The following is a 21,515-nucleotide window of genomic DNA, read 5'->3' as shown; positions in this document are numbered from 1 at the left end:
AGACCACTGTGACGACCCAGACGACGCGGACCGCGTGCTCGTATTGCGGGGTCGGCTGCGGGATCTCGGTGGAGACTCGGGCCGATCCCGCTACGGGTGTGCCCGTGATCGCGCGGGTGTCCGGAGACCGGTTGCACCCCACGAACTTCGGCAGGCTGTGCACCAAGGGCGCCACCCACGCGGAGTTGATGCGCGCCGACGAGGGCCGGCTGACGACGGCACTGCTGCGGCCGTCGCGTGACGGGGAGCTTGCTCCCGTCCAGGTCGACGACGCGGTGGCAGAGGCCGGTCGCCGACTGCGCGCCATCATCGACGAACACGGCCCCGACGCGGTCGCGCTCTACGTGTCGGGCCAGATGTCGATCGAAGCGCAGTACGTCGCAACGAAGCTGGCGAAGGGCTTCGTCCGCACGGTGCACATCGAGTCCAACTCGCGGCTCTGCATGGCCAGTGCGGGAACGGGTTACAAGCAGTCGCTGGGCGCGGACGGGCCGCCTGGGTCCTACACCGACTTCGACTGCGCCGACCTGTTCTTCGTGATCGGGTCGAACATGGCCGACTGCCACCCCATCCTGTACCTGCGGATGGCGGATCGGCTCAAAGCAGGGGCCAAGCTGATCGTGGTCGATCCGCGCCGCACCACCACCGCCGAGCAGGCCGACCTGTATCTGCCGATCAAGCCAGGTACCGATCTGGCACTGCTCAACGGGATTCTCCACCTGCTTGTCGAGGGCGGTGACATCGACGAGGACTTCATCGCCGAGCACACCGAGGGCTGGGATGGCATGCCGGACTTCCTGGCTGACTATCCGCCGGACGTCGTCGCCGGGATCACGGGGCTGCCCGAGGCCGACATCCGCAGCGCGGCCGCGATGATCGCCGAGGCGGGCGAGTGGATGTCGTGTTGGACCATGGGTCTGAACCAGAGCACGCACGGCACGTGGAACACCAACGCCATCTGCAACCTACATCTGGCCACCGGTGCGATCTGTCGCCCTGGCAGCGGTCCCATGTCGCTCACCGGGCAACCCAACGCCATGGGTGGCCGCGAGATGGGCTACATGGGTCCGGGGCTACCCGGGCAGCGCGCCGTCACGTCCGCCGAGGACCGGGCGTTCGTCGAGGCGCAATGGGACCTCGACGACGGCAGCATTCGCAGCGACGTGGGTCCAGGGACCATTGACATGTTCGCCCAACTCGGCACCGGCGAAATCAAGGCGTGCTGGATCATCTGCACGAATCCCGTTGCCAGCGTGGCCAACCGCAGCACGGTGATCGCGGGGCTCGAAGCGGCCGAGCTTGTCATCACGCAGGATCCGTACCGCGACACGGCAACCAACCGCTACGCCGACATCGTGCTGCCTGCCACCCTGTGGGCCGAGTCGGACGCGGTGATGGTGAACTCGGAGCGCAATCTGACGCTACTGGCCCAGGCCATCCCGCCCCCTGGGGACGCCAGGCCGGACTGGGAGCTGATCTGCCAGGTCGCCGAGCACTTGGGGTTCGGTGCCGATTTCGCGTTCAAGTCCAGCGAGCAGATCTTCGAGGAGATCCGCGGATTCACCAATCTCCGAACGGGTTACGACCTGCGCGGCGCCAGTTACGAAAGGCTGCGGGAGACGCCGCTGCAGTGGCCGGTCGCCGGCGAATCACCCGACCGCAACCCGATTCGATATGTCAACGACGGGATCAGTCAGGAGCTGTTCGTCGATGAAAGCGGGCAGCGGCCTCGGCTGGCGTTTCCGACGCCGTCACGGCGGGCGGTCTTCCACGCGCGCCCGCACATGGACGCCAAGGAACTTCCGGACGATGAGTATCCCGTCGTGCTGAATACCGGGCGGCTGCAACACCAGTGGCACACCATGACCAAGACCGGCAAGGTCGACAAGTTGAACAAGCTCAACAGCGGGCCCTTCGTCGAGATACATCCCGTTGACGCAGCCGCATTCGACATCGTCGACGGCGCCTCGGTCGAGCTGACGTCGCGGCGTGGTCGCGCGGTGCTTCCCGCCGTCGTCACCGACCGGGTGCGGTCCGGTACCTGTTTCGCGCCGTTCCACTGGAACGACGAGCACGGCGAGCACCTGACCATCAATGCGCTCACCAACGACGCCGTCGACCCGCTGTCGTTGCAACCCGAGTTCAAGGTGTGCGCGGTGCGCCTGCAACCCGTCGCAATCGATACCGTGCCAGAACTGCCTGAGTTTGCGCCCGCGCTCGAGGACGACGAAAAGCTCTACCTGGCAGGCTTCTTCACCGGTATCGCCGGAGGTGCGCCGGGGGTACCAGTGCTTCCGTCTTCTGCCCCAGTGCGTCCGTCGATTCGGCTATGGCTGGACGGATTGCTCGCCGGTCGATACTCGCGTGTCGGGGCCGACGTTGCCCAAGCGCAGCCCGAGCACGGTCCGCTGGTGCTGTGGGCGTCACAGACCGGAACGGCCGAGGCGTTCGCCGCCCGGGTGGCGCAGCGGCTCGGGGGTGCGCGGCTGCAGAACATGGACGAGGCGAAAGTGGACGATCTGTCGCAGCGGCGCGACGTCGTAATCATCACCAGCACGTTCGGCGACGGGGGACCGCCGGACAATGGGAGCGACTTCTGGGCAAGGCTGCACGCGGACGACGCGCCCAAGCTAGCCGGGGTGCGGTATGCGGTGCTGGGCATCGGCGATCGGTCGTATGCCGACTTCTGCGGCCACGCAAAGTCGCTCGACCGGCGACTCGCCGATCTCGGGGCGGTGAAGCTCATCGACCGAGCCGAGTGCGAGGCGTATGACGACGAGCCCATGGCGCATTGGGCGGACTCGGTCGTCGAGCTCATCGGAGCCCCGTCGGAGGAGGTCGGCAACGACACTCCGACGATGCCGGTGGCCGAGCCCTTCACGCGCGCCAACCCCTTGCGGGTGCCGTTGTGCCGCAACGTCCTATTGACACCGCGAACGTCGGCGAAGGAAGTTCGGCAGGTCGGATTCGACATCTCCGAGCATGAGGTCGGCTATGCCGTCGGTGATGCGCTTGGAGTGGTCGTGACGAACGCACCGACCGTCGTCGACGCATGGCTGACCGCCGCAGGTTTCTCGGGCACCGAGCCGATCGAAGTCGACGGCGCCGAGGTCGCGATGCGCGACGCGCTGACATCGGCCTATGACATCAGTCGGATCACGCCGAACCTGCTGACGTTCGTCGCGGAGCGCTGCAATGACAAGGCGTCCGCCCGGATCCTGAAGGCGCCGAAGGACGAACGCCAGGCATGGCTGCGTGGTCGCAGTGGGCTCGACGTCGTCGAGGAGTTCGCCATCCGCGCGGAGCCCGCAGCATGGCAGGAAGCGTTGGTGCGGCTCACCCCGCGGTCGTACTCCATTTCGTCGAGCCCGTTGGTGAGCCCACACGAGGTGCAGTTGACCGTCTCGGTGGTTCGGTATCGCAGCGTCCGAGGTGAGGAGCGGGGCGGGGTGTCGTCGACGTTTCTGGCCGACCGGGCCTCGCACGCCGAGATCTTCCTTCAACCGTCCCCACACTTCCGGCCGCCCGAGGATGCCGAGACTCCGATGATCATGGTCGGTCCTGGCACCGGCATCGCGCCGTTTCGCGGATTCCTTCAGGAGCGACGTGCGCTCGGCCATTCCGGGCCGAACTGGCTGTTCTTCGGTGATCGGCACCGGGCCGAGAACTACTACTACCGTGAAGATTTCGAAGACATGGCCCGCGACGGGCTGTTGAACCGGCTCGATCTCGCCTTCTCGCGCGATCAGCCGGATCGGGTCTACGTGCAGCACAAGCTGCTCGACTATGGGCGCGACGTATGGCGCTGGCTCGAGGACGGCGCTCACTTCTACGTGTGCGGGGACGCGTCCCGCATGGCCAAGGACGTCGACGATGCACTGACGACGATCATCCGCACGCACGGTGGACTGTCCGGTGGCGCGGCCCACGAATACAAGCGCGAGCTCGTCGCGGCCAAACGTTACGTGCGCGACGTGTACTGAGCGGTGTAACTTCGCGCACATGGCCGCTCCCACCGTGCAAGTCAAGCTCCCCGGCCGCCTCGGCGACCCGAATCTGGAACTGCGTTCCGACCCAAGAGCCGATCCACGCATGGTCGCGCTGTTCGCTCCGTTCGGGCTCGACGTGCGGGCGGCGGACTACCCGGTGAATCGCCAGACTCCCGTCGAGGAATTGTTGGCTGCCGCCCTCGAAGCCGAGCAGGGGTTCGGCGCAGTGTTCGGCGCGTTGCTGGCGGACGTCCCCAGGCCCGATGGCGTCGAGTCGCGCACGCTCACCATTACCGGCGTCGACGGCAACGCGATCACGCTGCACGTCGACCGCCCGACCGGAGTCAAAGGGTCGCTGCCAGGCTTGATGCACCTCCACGGTGGCGGTATGGCGATCCTGCAGGCCGCCGACGAGGCCACGGCGGGATGGCGCGCGCTGCTGGCCGCCCAGGGCTGTGTGGTGGTCGGCGTGGAGTTTCGCAACTCGGGGGGAGTCCTCGGGCCGCATCCGTTCCCGGCCGGTCTCGACGACTGCGCCAGCGCCTTGGACTGGATGCATGACAATCGCGCCGAGCTGGGCCTGACGTCGATCGTCGTGACGGGCGAATCCGGGGGCGGCAACCTGTCGCTAGCGACCGCCCTGAAGGCGAAGCGCGAGGGTCGACTGGATCGGATCGACGGCGTGTATGCACAGGTGCCCTTCATCTTCGGGGCCTACGACGCTCCGGTCCCCCAACTTCCGTCGTTGTTCGAGAACGAGGGCTACTTCCTGGGTCCGTCGGCCATGACGTTGATGGCCGCGTTATACGATCCGGCCGGCGAGCATGCGCGAAATCCGTTGGCGTGGCCTTACTTCGCCAGCGCTGAAGACTTAGCGGGGCTGCCACCGCACGTCATCACCACCGATGAACTCGACCCGTTGCGCGACGAGGGGTTGGCCTACCTTCGCGCCCTCAAGAAGGCCGGGGTAGCGGCCGACGGGCACACCTACAACGGGGTCGGGCACGCGGGTGAGCAGATTGCCGCCGCGGCCGTGCCGGAGCTCTTCCATCGGGCGCTCACCGACGTCGCCGACTTCGCCCGTCGGGTGAGTTGACGCGGCCCACCCGGCGAAGGTTATGAAGGCTCGTCTTCGGCAGGGGAGTCGTCGTCTGTGGCCAGGTGGCGCAGGACTCGTTCGTTGAGCGTGGCGAGCATGTCGAGCTCGGCCGGGGTAAAGAGGTCAATGAAGTTGCGGCGGACGTCCGCCACGTGCCCGGGCGCCGCCGTCTCGATGGCGGCGCGGCCGGCGGGCAGTAGGCAGACCAATGTGCTGCGGGCGTCATCGGGGTTGGGCTCGCGGCTGATCAGCCCGTCCTTCTCCATGCGCCGAACCTGGTGAGAGAGCCGGCTCTTCTCCCAGCCCAGTGCTGTGCATAGCGCGTGGGCGGGCATGCGGTCCCCGTCGAGAGCCGAGAGCGACGCCAGGACCGTGTAATCGGCCCCGGACAGGCCCGATTCCTGCAGGCGACGGTTCAGGTGGGCCTCGATCTGGTCATGCGAGTGGATGAAGGCCCCCCACGCGCGGTCTTCACGAGCGTTCAGCCAGTTCGGGTCCACGGCTTCCATGTTAACCCGGATTGGTTGACGCCTCACCAAATATGCGTATGGTTGAGTCATCAACCTTTTTGATCGTCAGCCAAGACGGGATATGTCATGAGCAGCAGCATCAGCATTATCGGCCTGGGAAACATGGCCAGCACCCTGGCCGACCGGGCGCTCGCCAGCGGCAACGCAGTCGAGATCATCGGCCGCGACCCGGCCAAAGCCAACGAATTGGCCGCCACGCTCGACGGTGCCACTGTCGGGACGCCCGGCGCCGTCCCGGCGGGGGACATCGTCGTCCTCGCCGTGCCGTACGCCAGCGCGACGGGGGTGGTTAGCGAATACGGCGATGCCCTGGACGGCAAGGTCATCGTCGACATCACCAACCCCATCACCCCCGATGCCAAGGGCTTCGTCACCCCCGACGGCAGTTCCGGCGCGCAGGAGATCGCGAAGGCCGCCCCGGCCGGCGCGCATGTCGTCAAGGCGTTCAACACCTTGTTTGCCGGTGTTCTGGCAGCCGGCTGGGCCGAGGGTCGCCCATTGGACGTGTTCATCGCCGGCGACGACGAGCAGGCAAAGGCACGGGTGTCGGCGTTCATCGAGAGCCTGGGACTGCGCCCGCTGGACGCCGGTCGCCTGCCCATGGCGCGGGCAATCGAGAACGCCGCCCTGTTGCAGCTGGGCCTCGTCGCCCACTCCGTCAAGCACACCAACTTCGTCCTCGGTATCAACGTTCTCAGCTAAGCGCCACCTACCTCAGAAAGGCTGTCACATGCGTATTTTCGTCACTGGCGGGACCGGCCATGCCGGTTCGTACATCATCCCCGAGCTCGTCGCCGCCGGGCACGACGTCACCGCCCTGGCCCGGTCGGATACGGCCGCGGCGGCCCTGTCCGCGCACGGCGCGAAGGCGCGTCTCGGCGACCTCGAAGATCTCGACGGGCTCAAGGAGGCGGCCGCGGACTCCGACGGCGTCATCCACGTCGCGCACCGGCAAGACCTGCTTCCGTCCGGCGGGATCGACGCCGTGGCCGCCGCGGAGCTCCCCATCATGCTCGCGTACGGCGACGCGCTCGCGGGAACCGGAAAGCCACTTGTCGCGGCGGGCAGCATCGGCTCGGCCGGGAACCTGGGCCGGCCGGCCACCGAAGAGGACCCGGCCCTTCCCAGCGGGGAGGAGTTCAAGGGCACCCTGCGTGTTCGTAACGCCGTGGAGAGCGCCGTAGTTGGCCTCGCTGAGCGGGGAGTGCGGTCTTCGATCGTGCGGCTTCCGCTCATCGCGCACAGCACGACCGACAGTGCCGGCTTTCTCCCAGGGCTCATTGCGCTCGCGACGGAGAAGGGCTTCGCCGGCTATCCCGGGGACGGCGAAAACCTGTGGAACGCCGTGCACATCCGCGATGTCGCATCCGTGTTCCGGCTGGCGCTGGAGAAGGGTCCGGCCGGCAGCTATTGGCACGCAGTTCAGGATGGGGGCATCCCGTTCCGCGAAATCGCCGAGGCCATTGGCAGTCGGCTAGGCCTGCCCGTCGTCAGCGTTCCCATGGACGTCCTGATGCTGCCGGGATACTTCGGGATGTTCACGAACCTGGTCACGCTCGACCTCCCGGCGTCCAACCTCATCACCCGCCAGACCCTCGGCTGGGAACCCACTCAGCCCAGCCTGCTCGCCGATCTGGACAACGGCCACTACTTCAAGGAGTAACCATGACCACGTTCGCCCCGCACCGCGAAACCTTGGAGTCCTTCGTCGACTGCATTCACGGCGGCGCAGACAAAGACACCCTCACCGGTCTGCTCGCCGAGGACGTGGTGTTCTACGGCCCGCTCGGCGAGCAGATCACCGGCCGCGAGGTCGCCGTGGAAACCATCCAGACCGTCAACAGACTGTCGTCCGACGACACCTATCTGGAGGTCCTCAGCGGCGACACCCACCACGCGGCGTTCTACCGCCTGCAAGTCGGAGACGCCGCGGTCAACGGGATCTTCTACGTCCTGCTCGACGCGGGCGGCAAGATCGCCGAGGTGACCATATTTTGGCGCTCGCTGCCGGCCGGCGTGGCGCTGCAGCGCAACCTTGCGGATGCACTCGGTATGCAGCCCTGGGAATTGCGCACGGGCGCTGAGTAACGACGGAAACTTCCATCCGCCTCCACGCTTCCTCGATGGGTTGAGTAGTCACCGAATCTGGATGGTGTGGAGGAGTCAACCTTTCAATCGACAACTAGGACAGGACATCTCATGAGCAACATCAGCATCATCGGCACAGGAAACATGGCCCGCACCATTGGCGCGCTGGCCATAGCGGGCGGCAACACCGTCGAGGTCATCGGCCGCGATCAGTCCAAGGCCGCTGACGTGGCTAAGGCTCTCGGCGGCAGCGCCACGACGGGAGAATTCGGCGCCGTCCCTGCCGGCGACATCGTCATCGTGGCCCTGTTGTACGCCAACGTAGTTCCGGTCGTCGCCCAGTACGGAGACGCCTTGGCGGGCAAGGTCATTGTCGAGATCAGCAACCCCTTCAATTCCGAGGCCGACGGGCTGGCCATCCCCGATGACACCTCAATCGCGCAGGAAGTTGCCACGGCGGCTCCGGCCAGCGCCAGCGTGGTGAAGGCGTTCAACACCATCTTCGGTGTTGTCCTGGCCCAGGGCCGGCCGCTCGACGTCTTCATCGCCGGCGACGACGCGCGCGCCAAGGCGAGTGTGGCGGAGTTCGTCGAGAGCCTCAAGCTGCGCCCGCTAGACGTCGGCGGCTTGAACATGGCGCACTGGCTGGAAGGAATGGGCCTGGTCGTGATGGGGCTCGCCCGCCACGGGGTGGGGAACTTCGACTTCGCCATCGGTGTCACCGTTCCCGGCTGAGCCGCCTACGGCAGTCGAGGCAACGGCCGACCTGAGTCGTGTCGCTGGTTGTGTCCGAGGGGGGACTTGAACCCCCACGCCCATTAATAGGGCACTAGCACCTCAAGCTAGCGCGTCTGCCATTCCGCCACTCGGACAAGAGCGATTAAGGCTAACCGAACGGGGTGCCTGGACCCAAACCAGGCTGTCCGTGCAATGGTACGAATGGTGACCGTGACTCATTCTTCCCCGGCTCGCGACGAGGTCGTCGAACTCGTCAGCACCCTGATTCGGTTCGATACCTCCAATACCGGCGAGCTGGAGACCACCGCGGGCGAGGAGGAGTGCGCGCGCTGGGTGGTCCAGCAGCTCGAGGAGGTCGGCTACCAGACCGAGTACCTCGAGTCCGGCGCACCTGGGCGCGGAAACGTTTTCGCCCGACTTCCCGGCGCTGACCCCGGCCGCGGTGCGCTGTTGATCCATGGCCACCTAGACGTGGTGCCCGCCGTGGCCGCGGACTGGAGCGTGCACCCGTTCTCGGGAGCGGTCTCCGACGGTTACGTCTGGGGACGTGGCGCAATTGACATGAAGAACATGATCGGCATGATGATCTCGGTCGCGCGGCACTTCAAGCGCGCTGGGATCGTGCCGCCGCGGGACCTGGTGTTCGCCTTCGTCGCCGACGAGGAGGCCGGCGGCAAGTACGGCTGCGGGTGGCTGGTCGAGAATCGGCCGGACCTCTTCGAGGGCATCACTGAGGCCATCGGCGAGGTCGGCGGCTTCTCGCTGACGGTGCCGCGCCGCGACGGCGGCGAGAAGCGGCTCTACCTCATCGAGACGGCCGAGAAGGGCATGCAGTGGATGCGCCTCACCGCGCACGGCCGGGCCGGGCACGGCTCGTTCGTGCACGACGAGAACGCCGTCACCATCCTCGCGGGAGCCGTCGCGCGGCTCGGCGGACATCGGTTTCCGCTGGTGCTGACCGACCCGGTCGCGCAGTTCCTGACCGCCGTCGGCGAGGAGACTGGGCACGCCTTCGACCCGGAGTCGCCCGACCTGGACGGGACCATCGCCAAGCTGGGGCCGATCGGCCGCATCGTCGGTGCCACGATGCGCGACTCGGCCAACCCGACGATGCTCAAGGCCGGCTACAAGGCCAACGTCATCCCCGGCACCGCCGAGGCCACGGTGGACTGCCGGGTCCTGCCGGGGCGCCTAGCGGAATTCGAGGCGACGATCGACGAGCTCATCGGCCCCGACGTCACCCGCGAGTGGATCACCTCGCTGCCGGCATACGAGACGACGTTCGACGGTGACCTGGTGGACGCCATGAACGCTGCGCTGTTGACGGTGGATCCCGATGCGCGCATCGTGCCCTACATGCTGTCCGGTGGAACTGATGCGAAACACTTTGCCCGCCTTGGTATCCGCTGCTTCGGATTCATTCCGCTGCGCCTGCCGCCCGAACTGGACTTCGCGGCCCTGTTCCACGGAGTCGACGAGCGGGTACCCGTCGAGTCGCTGACGTTCGGGACAGAGGTGCTCGAACACTTCCTGCTGCACTGCTGATTCACCACCGCCAGATCAACTGAGAGGATCCAATGAGCACCCCGTATGACAACCTTCCGAAACTGCCCGGCTTCACCCTGACCTCCGAGTCGGTAACCGACGGCCAACCGTTGGGCAACGACCAAGTCAGCGGCATCATGGGCGCGGGGGGATCGGACGTCTCGCCGCAGCTCAGTTGGTCGGGCTTCCCCGAGACCACGCGCAGCTTCGCCGTGACGGTCTATGACCCCGATGCCCCGACGGCGTCGGGCTTCTGGCACTGGGCGGTGGCCAACCTGCCCGCCACGGTGACGGAGCTGCCAGCAGGCGTCGGCGACGGCAGTCAGAGCGGATTCCCTGGCGACGCACTCACGTTGGCGAACGACGCGGGCCTGAAGCGGTTCATTGGTGCCGCCCCGCCCGCCGGCCACGGACCGCACCGCTACTTCATCGCCGTGCACGCCGTCGACGTGGAGAAGCTCGACCTTCCGGAGGGGGCCACGCCCGCGTACCTCGGCTTCAACCTGTTCGGCCACGCGATCGCGCGCGCAGTCATCCACGGCACCTACGAGCAGAGCTAGTCCTCGCGGGGGGCAGCTGAGCCCACCCCGTCGGCCAGCGACGCGAACCCACCCTCGCGCAGGCGGAGGGCCAGGCCGTCGTGGATGTGCTTGGCCCACAAGCCGCCGCCGTAGATGAACCCGGTGTAGCCCTGGAGCAGCGAGGCGCCCGAAGTGATGCGGTCCCACGCATCGTCGACGGTCTCGATGCCGCCGACGCTGACGAGCACCAGCCGGTCGCCGACCCTCCTGTAGAGCCTGCGCAGCACCTCAGCCGAACGCTGCGCGACCGGACGTCCAGAGATGCCACCCGCACCCAGGTCGTCCACATCCGGGGTGACGAGCCCGGCGCGGGACACAGTGGTGTTGGTGGCGACGATCCCGTCGAGTCCCAGTTCGACTGCAAGATCGGCAATCTCGTCGATGTCGGGATCGGAGAGATCGGGTGCGATCTTGACGAGCACCGGGGTCGTCGTCTGAGCCCGGACTGCGGCCAGGATGGGCCGCAGCGACGTCACGGCCTGAAGGTCACGCAATCCGGGGGTGTTCGGGGAGCTGACGTTGACCACCAGGAAGGCGGCCAGGGGACCGACCAGTGCTGCGCTCTCGGCGTAGTCGGCAACGGCGTGTTCAGCGGGCGTCACCTTCGTCTTGCCGATGTTCACCCCGATCGGCACCTCGGAAGTGTGGCGGGTCAGGCGCAGCGCGAGCTCGCCCGCCCCGTGGTTGTTGAACCCCATCCGGTTGAGCAGGGCGCGGTCGTCGGCCAGTCGAAACATCCGCGGCTTGGGGTTTCCTGGTTGAGCCACTGCCGTCACGGTTCCGACCTCGGCGTACCCGAAACCCAATGCGCCCCATGTGTTCAGGCCCGTACCGTTCTTGTCGAACCCGGCGGCGAGCCCGAGCGGGCCGGGGAATCGCACGCCGAACACGGTTGATTCGAGCACCGGGTCGTGCGGGGCCAGCCACCGTGCCAAGGTGCGGCGCGTCGGGCCAGCCGTGGTGACCGCACGCAGGAATGCGAACACCCACGTGTGAATGCGTTCGGGCGGAACCAGGAACAGGATCTTGCTCAGCGCGCGGTACATCAGGATGCGGCCGCCATCACATCGCAGGCTGATCGATGGACGGTCGGTCGGCACTGGTTTTCTTGCGGCGCAGCAAGACTCGCCGACTGCCGTCGGTGTACAGGCGCACCCGCGTGAGCTCCCAGCCGCGATACTCCGCCTCAATCGACAACCGTATGGACGCCGACAATCGCGTGACGTCCGGTGGCAGCCGAAGCGGCACCCACTCGTATTCGTCGGATAGGTCGCCTTCCCAGCCCGCAGGCATCCGGCCACGCTGGATGGCGGTCATGGCAGTCGTCCCGCCCCTGCGATGACTTGCACGCCCGCTCCCGAGCCCGACACCACGTACAGGGTGCCGCTCTCATCGTCGAAGGCCAGGGAGTTCGGTTGCTGCACGGTTCGATAACGCACCTTTTCGACGGGGATGCCGGTGGCCAGATCGTAACCAACGACGCTGTTGGTTGCGGTCTCTGACACCCAGGCCAACCTCGCCGAACCCGCGACCCCGTACGGCGCGCCGCGCACCGGATACTGCTGTCGCAGTATCAGGGGGTCGGAACCGAACACCAGCAGCTGCTCGCCGCGGGTATCGGTCACCAGCACCCGACCATCGGGATCGAGCGCCATGTTGGTGGCGCCCGCTCCGGCCCGCAACGCGTGTTGGGCCTTCGTGCCGCTGGGTTCGACGGTGGTCACCGACGTCTGCGCGCGGTCCAGCACGAAGACCGTATCGCCTTGTGCGACAAGATCATCGACCCGGGCGAAGATCTTGAGTTGGGCGTCGACGCTCCCGTCGGCGGCAAGCGTGAAGACCGCGCCGTCGGCACTACCGAGCGCAAGTCGTCCGTCGGCGCGGCGCGTGATCGCGGTGAAGTCGGTGCCCTGCTGGCCGGGTACGTCGTGGCGTTCGACTACGCCGCGGGCGACGTCGAAGCGCAGGTACCCACCCGGTGCCGCCAGATAGGCCGTGCCGTGGCCGTCGCCGGTCAAGGCAGTGGCCCCCGACGGCAGCGCAACGCTGCGCGGCGCGCCGCTCGCCGGGAAGGTGGTGATCGTCGACGTCCCACTCGACGGTCCGGACAGCACGACCAAAGTCGCTGTCGCCTCGTCGAACACGCAGGTCAAACCGGGTCCGCCGAGCGGGCGAACGACGCCGTCGACAGGCGTCTGGACCGGCGGTGACACGGCGGCGGAGGCGGGGGCGATCGTGGGGGGCGGCGCGTCGTTTGAGTGCTTCGAACACGCTACGGCAGCAACGATCATCACAAGCGCCAGGCTGCTGTGAGCTAGCCGACTGGCGTGTTTTGCGTGCGGTGGCAAAGGGTAACTTTCGGCAGATGGCGGGTACGTCAATCGAATGGCCAGTTTAGGCACGCTCACGTACCGGCCCGAAGGTATGGTGCGACGAATGACGCTCATGGCGGACAGGGACGTAGCAGGCGAAGAGTTTGAAATCGAAGACATTTCGACGGGAATGCACGCCAGTGGGTTCGGCCAGGTCGGAGACGGACGCACGTTCTCCTTCCACGTCGAGCGGCAGACGCTCGCGGTCGAGCTCTACCGGCCGCACGTCGCGGGACCGGTCCCGCAGAGCGAGGACGTAGTGGCCGTCGCAACCCGCAACCTGGCCTATGTCGACGTCACCGATGAACGCAGTCTCGTCGCCGTCGTGCGCGACGCCGTTGCCGACGCACAACCGGTGCCGCGCTCAGCACGCTGACAGCCTGCCCACGGTACGGTCGTCGGCGTGATGGACATGTCATGGCTCCAGGTGATCGTGTTGTCCGTGGTCCAGGGCCTGACGGAGTTCCTGCCGGTGTCGTCGTCGGGCCACCTGGCGATCGTGTCCCAGGTCTTCTTCGCCGACGACGCGGGCGCGTCGTTCACCGCCGTCAGTCAGCTCGGCACCGAACTCGCCGTCTTGATCTACTTCGCCCGCGACATCGGCCGGATCCTGAAGGCGTGGTTCGGCGGGCTCTTCGACGCCGCGCGCCGGACGTCCGACTACTGGCTGGGGTGGTGGGTGATCATCGGCACCATCCCGATCGGGGCGGCCGGACTGATCTTCAAGCACTACATCCGTGACGACGTCCGCAATCTCTGGATCATCGCGACCGCATTGATCGTGTTCTCCGCCGTCATCGCCGCTGCCGAGTACTACGGCAAGCAGACTCGCCCTATCGAAGCGTTCACCTGGCGCGACAGCGTCCTCATCGGGTTGTCCCAGTGCCTCGCCTTGGTCCCTGGCGTGTCCCGGTCGGGTGCCACGATCAGCGCCGGACTGTTCCTCGGCCAGAAGCGCGAGGCGGCGGCGCGGTTCGGCTTCCTGCTCGCGATTCCCGCGGTGCTCGCATCCGGGCTGTATTCGTTGCCCGATGCGTTCCACCCCGACGGCAAGGGTCTGAGTGCGACTGGCCCGCAACTGGCGGTCTCCGTCGTCATCGCGTTCGTCATCGGCCTCGCGGCGGTGTCGTGGTTCCTGAAATTCCTGGTGCGCCACGGCATGTACTGGTTCGTCGGCTACCGGGTGATCCTCGGTGTCGTCCTGCTTGTCCTGCTCGGCACGGGAGTGGTTGCAGCGCAGTGACGGTCATCCTGCTCCGACACGGGCGCTCCACGTCCAACACCGCCCATACGCTGGCCGGCCGGTCTGAGGGCGTCGACCTCGACGACCGTGGGCGCGAACAGGCGGCCGCCATCGTCGACCGAATCGGCGAATTGCCCGTGAAGGCGATCGTGCGCTCGCCGCTGCTGCGCTGCGAGCGGACCGTGGCACCGCTGGCCGCCGCCCTTGGCCTGGAACCCGTCGTCGACGAGCGGATATCGGAGGTCGACTACGGCGAGTGGACCGGCCGCAAGATCGGCGAGCTGTTCAAGGAACCGTTGTGGACCGTCGTCCAGCAGCAGCCAAGCGCCGCGATCTTCCCGAACGGCGAGGCGCTGGCGCACGTTCAGGCCCGCGCCGTCTGCGCCGTGCGCGAACACGATCGCAGGCTTGCCGAAGAGCACGGCGGCGACGCACTGTGGGTGGCCTGTACGCACGGCGACGTCATCAAGGCGATCGTCGCCGACGCGCTCGGCGCCCACTTGGACAGTTTTCAACGGATCACCGCCGATCCAGCCTCGATGAGTGTGATTCGGTACACGGCGCAGAGGCCGTTCGTCATGCACGTCAATCACACCGGCTCCGCGTTGACGGCTGCCCTGACGGCCAAGCCGGAGCCGAGTGGAGATGCGGTCGTGGGCGGGACGACCGACTGACGGCACCGCCGCTGGGTTTACGGCTGCGGTGCCTCTACCGGTATTTTGGAATTCGCCATGACCCGTTCGATTCACGTCTTCCGCTCACCCGACCGCTTCGTGGCCGGGACCGTTGGGCAGCCAGGCAACCGGACGTTCTATCTGCAGGCCGTGCACGAGAAGCGGATCATTTCGGTGATCCTCGAGAAGCAGCAGGTCGCCGTGCTCGCCGAACGCATCGCGGCGCTCCTGCTGGAGATCAATCGCCGGTTCGGCACCCCGATTCCACCCGACACCGGCGACATCGAGGATCTGAGCCCGCTGGTCACCCCCGTCGACGCCGAGTTCCGGGTCGGAACCATGGGGCTGGGCTGGGACTCCGAGGCTCAGACCGTCGTGGTCGAGTTGCTCGCGGTCTCGGAGACGGAATTCGACGCTTCGGTGGTGCTCGACGACGCCGAGGACGGCCCCGACGCGGTGCGGGTGTTCCTCACGCCGGAGTCGGCCCAGCAGTTCGCGGCGCGCTCCAACCGCGTCATCTCGGCTGGACGACCGCCCTGCCCGCTGTGTGACGAACCTCTCGATCCGGAGGGGCACATCTGCGTGCGCGCCAATGGCTACCGGCGCGGCGCCTGGACGGGGTCCGACGACGATGACCCCGAAGCCTGACCGCACTGCGGAGCGAGATGGCCCCGGCGAGGTGCTGCGCGACGGTGAATTGACCGTCATCGGGCGCATCCGCTCCGCGAGCAACGCCACCTTCCTGTGCGAGGCCAACCTCGGTGACCGCCAGGGGCATTGCGTATACAAGCCGATCGCGGGGGAGGCGCCGCTGTGGGACTTCCCCGACGGCACCCTGGCGGGTCGAGAGCTCGCTGCATACTTGGTTTCGGCGCACTTGGGCTGGAACATCGTGCCCTACACCATTATTCGCGACGGGCCAGCCGGCCCGGGGATGCTGCAGAGTTGGGTCGACCAGCCCGGTGATCAGGTTGGCGACGAACCCGAGGCCGGGCCCGACCTGGTCGACCTGCTGCCCGCAGGGGCGATACCTCCCGGGTATCTGCCGATCCTGCAGGCCTACGACTACGCAGGCGATGAGGTGACGTTGGTTCACGCCGACGACGCCAGGCTGTTCCGGATGGCGGTGTTCGACGTGTTGATCAACAACGCCGACCGCAAGGGGGGCCACATCCTGACGAGTGTCGACGGTGCGGTTTACGGCGTCGACCACGGCGTCAGCCTCCATACCGAGGACAAGCTGCGCACGGTGCTGTGGGGTTGGGCGGGTAAGCCGGTCGATGACGACACCTTGGGCGACGTCCGAGCCCTGAGAGATGCGCTGTGCGCCGACCTCGAGGAGGTGCTGCGGCTCCACATCACCCCACGCGAGATCGACGCACTGTATGCCAGAGCCGTTGGCCTGCTTGACAATCCAGTGATGCCCGGACCGGACCGACGCCGCCCCATCCCGTGGCCGGCATTCTGACTGCCTCTTTTGCCTCGGTGATCTACGCTCGTCGTCATGACTGATCACGACCGTGCCGCCGCCCGCCGCGAGATCGCCGATGCTCTGCAGAAGGCTCTCGACCGTCGCCACGAAGTGCTCGACGTCATCGTCGAGGCCGACGACAACGCATCCGCCGTCGATGCGATCGCCCAGCTACTCGGCACGTCGAAGATCGGTGGCGAGGCCGTGATGGCCATCTCGTTCGCCCAGCTGACCAGGGATTCCCGCCGTCAGATCGCGAAAGAGCTCGACGACCTCAACAAGCAGCTCAGCTTCACCCTCGGCGAGCGTCCGGCCAGTTCTGGCGAGAGCTTGGCGCTGCGGGTCTTCTCCGCGGCCGTGGATCGGGACCTCTTCGCCGCGCGCACGCAGGACGTCGGGGCCACCGGAGACGGCTCGGGCAGGCCCGCGGGCGACCTCGACGAGGAGCTGCGCGCGGCCGTCGCGCGCGTGTCCGCAGAAGAGGCGGTCTGGCTGGTCGCCGAGGAACACGACGACAAGGTCGGCATGGTCTTCGGCGAACTGCTCGGCGGGGAGGTGAACGTGCGGATCTGGATTCACCCCGATTACCGTCACCGCGGTTACGGCACGGCCGCGCTGCGTCGTTGTCGGTCGGAGATGGCCGCCTACTTCCCTGCGGTGCCCATGGTGGTGCGTGCTCCCGGCGCCACCCCTAAGTGACCGATGCGGCGCTGGCCGCGGAGGTGGCGCAGGAGGCCGGTGAGCTACTCCTGAGAGTGCGCGAAGAGGTCGGCTACTACGACCCGTACGAGCTCGGTGACGCCGGGGACGCCATTGCCAACAAGCTGATTCTGGCCAGGCTCCACGAGCAGCGACCACAGGACGCCGTGCTCTCCGAGGAGGCCGTCGACGACCTGTCCCGCGTGCACGCCGACCGCGTCTGGATCGTCGACCCCGTCGACGGCACCTGGGAGTTCTCGAAGCGCGGGCACGTCGACTGGGCGGTCCACATCGCGCTCTGGCAGCGCACCGGCGGGCCTGCCGGAACCATCACCGACGCGGCGGTCGCACTACCCGCCGTCGGCGAGCTGTTTCGCACCGACACCGTGACGGCTCCGCCACCGCGCGCCGAAGGCCCGATCGTCATCGCGACCAGTGCCAACAGGCCGCCGCCCATCCTGTGGTGGCTGCGCAAGCAATTGGATGTGGAGCTGGTCGGGATCGGTTCGGCCGGCGCCAAGGCCATGGCGGTGGTCCGTGGTGACGTCGATGCCTACGTGCACGCAGGCGGCCAATGGGAATGGGATTCCGCGGCACCGGCGGGCGTCGTGCTGGCGGCCGGGCTGCACGCGTCGCGCATCGACGGGTCACCGCTCATCTACAACCAGCGTGATCCGTACCTGCCCGACTTCCTGATGTGCCGGCCGGAACTGGCGCAAGTGCTGCTCGATGCGATCAGCTCGGCGTACTGAAGTACCGCGCTTCGGGAATGTAATGGGGCCGCGCGTTGTCACCCTCTTCGATGAGCCACCATCGGGACGACCTGCTGATGCAACCCCCTAGAGTCGACGCCATGCAATCGTGGCCCGCGCCGAGCGTTCCGGAGCTGCCCGGTATGGGTCCACAGCTGAGGCTCTACGACAGCGCCGACCGCCAGGTACGGCCGGTGTCCGCAGGCGAGCTGGCGACCATGTACGTGTGCGGAATTACCCCGTACGACGCCACCCATCTCGGCCATGCGGCCACCTACCTGACCTTCGACCTGGTTCACCGGGTCTGGCTGGATTCCGGCCATCGCGTGCACTACGTGCAGAACATCACCGACGTCGACGACCCGTTGTTCGAGCGGGCGGCCCGCGACGGCATCGACTGGCGGGCGCTGGGGGACAGGGAAACGCAACTGTTCCGCGAGGACATGGCTGCGCTGCGGGTGCTGCCGCCGCATGACTACGTGGCGGCCACCGAGGCCATCGCCGAGGTGGTCGAGGTGGTGGAGAAGCTGCTCGCCTCCGGGGCGGCGTACGTCGTGGATGACGCCGAATACCCCGACGTGTACTTCCGGGCGGATGCCACCGCGCAATTCGGCTACGAGTCCGGCTACGACCGCGAGACGATGTCGCGATTGTTCGCCGAGCGTGGTGGAGACCCCAAGCGGCCAGGCAAGAGCGACGAACTCGATGCCCTGCTCTGGCTTGCCGAACGTCCCGGCGAGCCGAGTTGGCCGTCGCCGTTCGGCCCGGGCAGGCCGGGCTGGCACGTCGAGTGCGCCGCGATCGCCTTGGATCGCATCGGCACAGGCCTTGACGTGCAGGGCGGCGGCAGCGACCTGATCTTTCCGCACCACGAGTTCTCGGCCGCCCACGCCGAATCCGTCACGGGGGAGCGGCGATTCGCGCGCCATTACGTGCACGCCGGCATGATCGGCTGGGACGGCCACAAGATGAGCAAGAGTCGCGGCAACCTGGTGTTGGTATCCGGACTGCGCGCCGACGGCGTCGATCCAGCCGCGATTCGACTGGGGCTCCTCGCCGGCCACTACCGCGAGGATCGATCGTGGAGTGCCGAGGTGCTGGCCGAAGCCCACGCCCGGCTGGAGCGCTGGCGTTCGGCCACCTCGCTGGACTCCGGCCCTGACGCTCAGGACGTGCTCGCCCGGGTGCGCCGCTACCTCGCGGACGACCTCGATACTCCTAAAGCCTTTGCGGCACTTGATGGTTGGAGCACCGATGCGCTCACCTACGGCGGCCACGACGTCGCCGCGCCAGCCCTGGTAGCGACGGCGGTCGACGCACTGCTCGGCATCCAGCTGTAGCGCGCCACATCGACCCGCCGTGGTCGCGGTGGAGTACGTTTCCTGGCTATGGGTTCTATACACGGGAAAGTCGTGCTGATCACCGGGGGCGCCAATGGCATCGGCGCCGAAGTGGCAGGCCGACTGCATCCCAAGGGCGCGAAACTGGTGCTCACCGACCTCGACGAGGGCCGGCTCAAAGAGGTCGCAACGCGATTCGGTGACGAGCGGGTGCTGACCGCCGTCGCCGATGTGCGGAACCTGGCGGCCATGCAGAAAGCGGTGGAGAAGGGCGTCGCACAGTTCGGCGGGATCGACGTCGTCATCGCGAACGCAGGGATCGCCACGGCAGGCTCGGTACTTGGTGTCGATCCGGTGGCCTTCCAGACCCTCATCGACGTCAACGTCGTCGGGGTGTTCCACACCGTGAGGGCCGCGCTGCCGTCGGTGCTCGAGCGGCGCGGATACGTGCTTATCGTGTCGTCCGCGGCGGCCTACGCGGCGGCCCCGGGCATGGCGCCCTACGACGCATCGAAGGCCGCCACCGAACACTTCGCCAACGCGTTGCGCCTTGAGGTCGCCCATCGGGGTGTTGATGTTGGATCGGCGCACATGTTGTGGATCGACACGCCGCTGGTCCGCGAAGGGAAGGCCGACTCGCCTGCCTTCAAGGAGATGTTGGCAAGGCTGCCAGGCCCGTTGGGCAAGACCACGTCGGTCGAGAAGTGTGCTGAGCTGTTCGTGAAGGGCATCGAAGCGCGTAAGCGCCACGTCGACTGCCCGCAATGGATTGGGCTGTTGCGATGGTTGAAACCCCTTCTCGCATCGCCGATCGGCGAATCGGCCACGCTCAAGCACGTGCCCGAGCTACTGCCCAAGATGGACGCCGAGGTGGCTGCACTCGGACGCTCGATGAGCGCACGCACCGAGGCGCTGGAGAAGTGATGATGCGCAGACTCGTCGTCGCCGCGGCACTGCTCGTGTTGGCGGTCGGCTGCACGAAGCCGCAGTCGCCACAGGCGGTCAGTTCGACACCGCCACCGCCGGCTTCGGCCCCGGTCAGTCCACAGGATGCCCGCGCGATCGCCAAGGACGCCTACGTATACGGCTTCCCGATCGTCGACAACTACCGGGTCATGTATTCCTACTTCGTCAACTCCGATGATCCCGAGTACAAGGGCGACTGGAACCAGATCCACAACACCGCAAGGGTTTACACGCCCGCCGACACCACCATTCAAACCCCGAACTCCGATACGCCGTACTCGGCCGTCGGGGCCGACCTCCGCGCCGAACCGCTGGTGTTGACCGTCCCGCCCATCGAGCAGGACCGCTACTACTCGCTGCAGTTCATCGATCTCTACACCTATAACTTCGACTACGTCGGTAGCCGGACCACCGGCAACGGCGGCGGGAAATACCTTCTGGTGGGACCGAATTGGAAGGGCGAGCAACCCGCAGGCATCGACAAGGTGATACGCAGCGACACCGACCTGGCCATGGTGCTCTATCGCACCCAGCTGCTGGGTCCGTCCGACCTCGACAACGTCAAGAAGATTCAGGATGGCTACCAGGTCACGCCGCTTTCGGCCTTCCTGAATCAACCTCCGCCGCCGCCCGCGCCTCCCATCGACTTCGTGCCACCGTTGAGCAGGGACCAGGAGAAGACGTCGCCGCAGTTCTTCGACATCCTCGACTTCGCGCTGAAGTTCGCACCGACGGTGCCCTCCGAGAAGGACCTGCGGGCGCGGTTCGCCACCATCGGGATCGGGCCGGACGGTTCGTTCGACGCCGACAAACTGAGCCCCGAGTCGCGAGCGGCAATCGAAGGGGGCATGGCCGACGCGTGGGCCGAACTGGACGGGCTCAAGAAGGATCAGGTCGACACCGGGAAGGTCGGCTCGGCCCAATTCTTCGGCACCGCCGACGACCTCAAGGGCAATTACCTCTACCGCATGGCGGGCGCCGCATTCGGCATCTACGGCAACACCGCCGCGGAGGCCATCTACCCCGGATCGGCGACGGACTCGACCGGCCAGGCGCTCACCGGGGCGGACAAGTACACCTACCACTTCGCCTCGGGCCAGTTGCCGCCCGTGAACGCGTTCTGGTCGCTGACGATGTACGAGTTGCCGCAGAGCCTGTTGGTAGTAAATCCGCTGAATCGCTATCTCATCAACTCCCCGATGGAGTCCAGCCTGATCAAGGATCCCGACGGCGGCATCACGCTCTACCTCCAGAACGAGTCGCCGGGCCCGGACAAGGCGGCCAATTGGCTGCCCGCGCCGAAGGGGCCGTTCCAGGTCGTCTTGCGGCTCTACTGGCCGAAGCCCGATGCGTTGAACGGAACGTGGAAGGCCCCCCAGCCGGTGAAGGCCTGACGTGCGCGTCCCGAGGTTTGGCGGGCTACTGAGG

At 66.9% G+C, this 21,515-nt stretch carries 22 protein-coding genes and 1 tRNA gene; 18 read left to right on the top strand and 5 right to left on the bottom strand.

The annotated features are described in order from the left end of the window. The first annotated feature begins 8 nt into the window (after positions 1 to 8). Positions 9 to 3,983 (top strand): bifunctional nitrate reductase/sulfite reductase flavoprotein subunit alpha, encoded by a 3,975-nt coding sequence (locus tag SLQ30_RS10810; RefSeq protein ID WP_319446267.1) that lies wholly within the window; start codon positions 9 to 11, stop codon positions 3,981 to 3,983. 19 nt (positions 3,984 to 4,002) lie between these two features. Next, the gene (locus tag SLQ30_RS10805; RefSeq protein ID WP_319446266.1) at positions 4,003 to 5,085 is read left to right on the top strand and encodes an alpha/beta hydrolase fold domain-containing protein; all 1,083 of its coding nucleotides are present in this window, start codon (positions 4,003 to 4,005) and stop codon (positions 5,083 to 5,085) included. A 20-nt stretch (positions 5,086 to 5,105) separates the two neighbouring features. Here SLQ30_RS10805 and SLQ30_RS10800 read toward each other — a convergent pair whose 3' ends face one another. After that, entirely contained in the window at positions 5,106 to 5,588 is a 483-nt protein-coding gene (locus SLQ30_RS10800; RefSeq protein ID WP_319446265.1) for a MarR family winged helix-turn-helix transcriptional regulator, read from the bottom strand. Between the two features lie 96 nt (positions 5,589 to 5,684). Here SLQ30_RS10800 and SLQ30_RS10795 point away from each other — a divergent pair, with 96 nt between their 5' ends. The 4 genes from SLQ30_RS10795 to SLQ30_RS10780 all read left to right on the top strand — a co-directional run bounded on the left by SLQ30_RS10795 (position 5,685) and on the right by SLQ30_RS10780 (position 8,441). Continuing rightward, positions 5,685 to 6,320 (top strand): NADPH-dependent F420 reductase, encoded by a 636-nt coding sequence (locus tag SLQ30_RS10795; protein ID WP_319446264.1) that lies wholly within the window; start codon positions 5,685 to 5,687, stop codon positions 6,318 to 6,320. A 28-nt stretch (positions 6,321 to 6,348) separates the two neighbouring features. Beyond that, complete coding sequence (locus tag SLQ30_RS10790) at positions 6,349 to 7,281, top strand: SDR family oxidoreductase (RefSeq protein ID WP_319446263.1); 933 nt, start codon at positions 6,349 to 6,351, stop codon at positions 7,279 to 7,281. Positions 7,282 to 7,283: 2 nt separating this feature from the next. Next, positions 7,284 to 7,706 carry a hypothetical protein gene (locus SLQ30_RS10785; protein WP_319446262.1) on the top strand — a complete coding sequence of 141 codons (423 nt, stop codon included), beginning with the start codon at positions 7,284 to 7,286 and terminating at the stop codon, positions 7,704 to 7,706. A gap of 111 nt (positions 7,707 to 7,817) precedes the next feature. Then, a complete protein-coding gene (locus tag SLQ30_RS10780; RefSeq protein WP_319446261.1) occupies positions 7,818 to 8,441 on the top strand; it encodes an NADPH-dependent F420 reductase in 624 nt (207 codons plus the stop codon). Between the two features lie 51 nt (positions 8,442 to 8,492). Here SLQ30_RS10780 and SLQ30_RS10775 read toward each other — a convergent pair. Continuing rightward, positions 8,493 to 8,578: transfer RNA gene (locus SLQ30_RS10775), tRNA-Leu, on the bottom strand. 67 nt (positions 8,579 to 8,645) lie between these two features. Between SLQ30_RS10775 and SLQ30_RS10770 the strand changes: the two genes are divergently transcribed. Together SLQ30_RS10770 and SLQ30_RS10765 are read left to right on the top strand one after the other, a co-directional pair. Next, a complete protein-coding gene (locus SLQ30_RS10770) occupies positions 8,646 to 9,989 on the top strand; it encodes a M20/M25/M40 family metallo-hydrolase (protein WP_319446260.1) in 1,344 nt (447 codons plus the stop codon). Between the two features lie 32 nt (positions 9,990 to 10,021). Then, complete coding sequence (locus tag SLQ30_RS10765; protein WP_319446259.1) at positions 10,022 to 10,549, top strand: YbhB/YbcL family Raf kinase inhibitor-like protein; 528 nt, start codon at positions 10,022 to 10,024, stop codon at positions 10,547 to 10,549. On the opposite strand, the gene SLQ30_RS10760 is transcribed toward SLQ30_RS10765, so the two are convergent. Genes SLQ30_RS10760 through SLQ30_RS10750 form a run of 3 tightly spaced genes read right to left on the bottom strand, consistent with a single transcriptional unit; the run spans position 10,546 to position 12,861 of the window. After that, positions 10,546 to 11,616: a quinone-dependent dihydroorotate dehydrogenase gene (locus SLQ30_RS10760; RefSeq protein ID WP_413468006.1), complete on the bottom strand. Its 1,071-nt coding sequence runs from the start codon at positions 11,614 to 11,616 to the stop codon at positions 10,546 to 10,548. The two genes, SLQ30_RS10765 and SLQ30_RS10760, sit on opposite strands and share 4 nt — an antisense overlap. 16 nt (positions 11,617 to 11,632) lie before the next feature. Next, entirely contained in the window at positions 11,633 to 11,887 is a 255-nt protein-coding gene (locus SLQ30_RS10755) for a DUF5703 family protein (protein ID WP_319446258.1), read from the bottom strand. Continuing rightward, positions 11,884 to 12,861 carry a hypothetical protein gene (locus SLQ30_RS10750; protein ID WP_319446257.1) on the bottom strand — a complete coding sequence of 326 codons (978 nt, stop codon included), beginning with the start codon at positions 12,859 to 12,861 and terminating at the stop codon, positions 11,884 to 11,886. Before SLQ30_RS10750 ends, SLQ30_RS10755 begins: the two co-directional genes overlap by 4 nt. Before the next feature lie 145 nt (positions 12,862 to 13,006). Between SLQ30_RS10750 and SLQ30_RS10745 the strand changes: the two genes are divergently transcribed. The 10 genes from SLQ30_RS10745 to SLQ30_RS10700 all read left to right on the top strand — a co-directional run bounded on the left by SLQ30_RS10745 (position 13,007) and on the right by SLQ30_RS10700 (position 21,481). Further along, positions 13,007 to 13,318, top strand: a complete 312-nt coding sequence (locus tag SLQ30_RS10745; protein WP_319446256.1) for a hypothetical protein — start codon at positions 13,007 to 13,009, stop codon at positions 13,316 to 13,318. A 36-nt stretch (positions 13,319 to 13,354) separates the two neighbouring features. Further along, positions 13,355 to 14,185: an undecaprenyl-diphosphate phosphatase gene (locus SLQ30_RS10740; RefSeq protein WP_319446501.1), complete on the top strand. Its 831-nt coding sequence runs from the start codon at positions 13,355 to 13,357 to the stop codon at positions 14,183 to 14,185. Next, positions 14,182 to 14,859 (top strand): histidine phosphatase family protein, encoded by a 678-nt coding sequence (locus SLQ30_RS10735; RefSeq protein WP_319446255.1) that lies wholly within the window; start codon positions 14,182 to 14,184, stop codon positions 14,857 to 14,859. The genes SLQ30_RS10740 and SLQ30_RS10735 overlap by 4 nt, the downstream gene beginning before the upstream one ends. Before the next feature lie 57 nt (positions 14,860 to 14,916). Then, the gene (locus SLQ30_RS10730; protein WP_319446254.1) at positions 14,917 to 15,507 is read left to right on the top strand and encodes a DUF3090 domain-containing protein; all 591 of its coding nucleotides are present in this window, start codon (positions 14,917 to 14,919) and stop codon (positions 15,505 to 15,507) included. Beyond that, complete coding sequence (locus SLQ30_RS10725) at positions 15,491 to 16,327, top strand: SCO1664 family protein (protein WP_319446253.1); 837 nt, start codon at positions 15,491 to 15,493, stop codon at positions 16,325 to 16,327. Before SLQ30_RS10730 ends, SLQ30_RS10725 begins: the two co-directional genes overlap by 17 nt. 36 nt (positions 16,328 to 16,363) lie before the next feature. Further along, entirely contained in the window at positions 16,364 to 17,029 is a 666-nt protein-coding gene (locus SLQ30_RS10720) for a GNAT family N-acetyltransferase (protein ID WP_319446252.1), read from the top strand. Beyond that, entirely contained in the window at positions 17,026 to 17,781 is a 756-nt protein-coding gene (locus SLQ30_RS10715) for a 3'(2'),5'-bisphosphate nucleotidase CysQ (protein ID WP_319446251.1), read from the top strand. The genes SLQ30_RS10720 and SLQ30_RS10715 overlap by 4 nt, the downstream gene beginning before the upstream one ends. A gap of 101 nt (positions 17,782 to 17,882) precedes the next feature. Beyond that, positions 17,883 to 19,121, top strand: coding sequence for a cysteine--1-D-myo-inosityl 2-amino-2-deoxy-alpha-D-glucopyranoside ligase (gene mshC, locus SLQ30_RS10710; protein ID WP_319446250.1), 1,239 nt, complete (start codon positions 17,883 to 17,885; stop codon positions 19,119 to 19,121). A 48-nt stretch (positions 19,122 to 19,169) separates the two neighbouring features. Beyond that, the gene (locus SLQ30_RS10705; RefSeq protein WP_319446249.1) at positions 19,170 to 20,045 is read left to right on the top strand and encodes an SDR family oxidoreductase; all 876 of its coding nucleotides are present in this window, start codon (positions 19,170 to 19,172) and stop codon (positions 20,043 to 20,045) included. After that, positions 20,045 to 21,481 (top strand): DUF1254 domain-containing protein, encoded by a 1,437-nt coding sequence (locus SLQ30_RS10700; RefSeq protein ID WP_319446248.1) that lies wholly within the window; start codon positions 20,045 to 20,047, stop codon positions 21,479 to 21,481. Before SLQ30_RS10705 ends, SLQ30_RS10700 begins: the two co-directional genes overlap by 1 nt. Positions 21,482 to 21,515: the final 34 nt, after the last annotated feature.

The sequence above is a fragment of the Mycobacterium sp. RTGN4 genome, assembly GCF_033804635.1.
Taxonomy (GTDB): Bacteria; Actinomycetota; Actinomycetes; order Mycobacteriales; family Mycobacteriaceae; genus Mycobacterium.
The sequence above is the reverse complement of the archived record's forward strand: the minus strand, read 5'-3'. Positions and strand labels throughout refer to the sequence as shown.

Excerpts from the sequence above, each read along its gene's own strand:
- SLQ30_RS10740 (WP_319446501.1), top strand. The coding sequence starts at position 13,355 with ATGTCATGGCTCCAGGTGATCGTGTTGTCCGTGGTCCAGGGCCTGACG.
- SLQ30_RS10795 (WP_319446264.1), top strand. The coding sequence starts at position 5,685 with ATGAGCAGCAGCATCAGCATTATCGGCCTGGGAAACATGGCCAGCACC.
- SLQ30_RS10780 (WP_319446261.1), top strand. The coding sequence starts at position 7,818 with ATGAGCAACATCAGCATCATCGGCACAGGAAACATGGCCCGCACCATT.
- SLQ30_RS10725 (WP_319446253.1), top strand. The coding sequence starts at position 15,491 with ATGACCCCGAAGCCTGACCGCACTGCGGAGCGAGATGGCCCCGGCGAG.
- SLQ30_RS10705 (WP_319446249.1), top strand. The coding sequence starts at position 19,170 with ATGGGTTCTATACACGGGAAAGTCGTGCTGATCACCGGGGGCGCCAAT.
- SLQ30_RS10790 (WP_319446263.1), top strand. The coding sequence starts at position 6,349 with ATGCGTATTTTCGTCACTGGCGGGACCGGCCATGCCGGTTCGTACATC.
- SLQ30_RS10745 (WP_319446256.1), top strand. The coding sequence starts at position 13,007 with ATGACGCTCATGGCGGACAGGGACGTAGCAGGCGAAGAGTTTGAAATC.
- SLQ30_RS10805 (WP_319446266.1), top strand. The coding sequence starts at position 4,003 with ATGGCCGCTCCCACCGTGCAAGTCAAGCTCCCCGGCCGCCTCGGCGAC.
- SLQ30_RS10760 (WP_413468006.1), bottom strand. The coding sequence starts at position 11,616 with ATGTACCGCGCGCTGAGCAAGATCCTGTTCCTGGTTCCGCCCGAACGC.
- SLQ30_RS10730 (WP_319446254.1), top strand. The coding sequence starts at position 14,917 with ATGACCCGTTCGATTCACGTCTTCCGCTCACCCGACCGCTTCGTGGCC.
- SLQ30_RS10700 (WP_319446248.1), top strand. The coding sequence starts at position 20,045 with ATGATGCGCAGACTCGTCGTCGCCGCGGCACTGCTCGTGTTGGCGGTC.
- SLQ30_RS10785 (WP_319446262.1), top strand. The coding sequence starts at position 7,284 with ATGACCACGTTCGCCCCGCACCGCGAAACCTTGGAGTCCTTCGTCGAC.
- SLQ30_RS10720 (WP_319446252.1), top strand. The coding sequence starts at position 16,364 with ATGACTGATCACGACCGTGCCGCCGCCCGCCGCGAGATCGCCGATGCT.
- SLQ30_RS10770 (WP_319446260.1), top strand. The coding sequence starts at position 8,646 with ATGGTGACCGTGACTCATTCTTCCCCGGCTCGCGACGAGGTCGTCGAA.
- SLQ30_RS10750 (WP_319446257.1), bottom strand. The coding sequence starts at position 12,861 with ATGATCGTTGCTGCCGTAGCGTGTTCGAAGCACTCAAACGACGCGCCG.
- SLQ30_RS10755 (WP_319446258.1), bottom strand. The coding sequence starts at position 11,887 with ATGACCGCCATCCAGCGTGGCCGGATGCCTGCGGGCTGGGAAGGCGAC.
- mshC (WP_319446250.1), top strand. The coding sequence starts at position 17,883 with ATGCAATCGTGGCCCGCGCCGAGCGTTCCGGAGCTGCCCGGTATGGGT.
- SLQ30_RS10765 (WP_319446259.1), top strand. The coding sequence starts at position 10,022 with ATGAGCACCCCGTATGACAACCTTCCGAAACTGCCCGGCTTCACCCTG.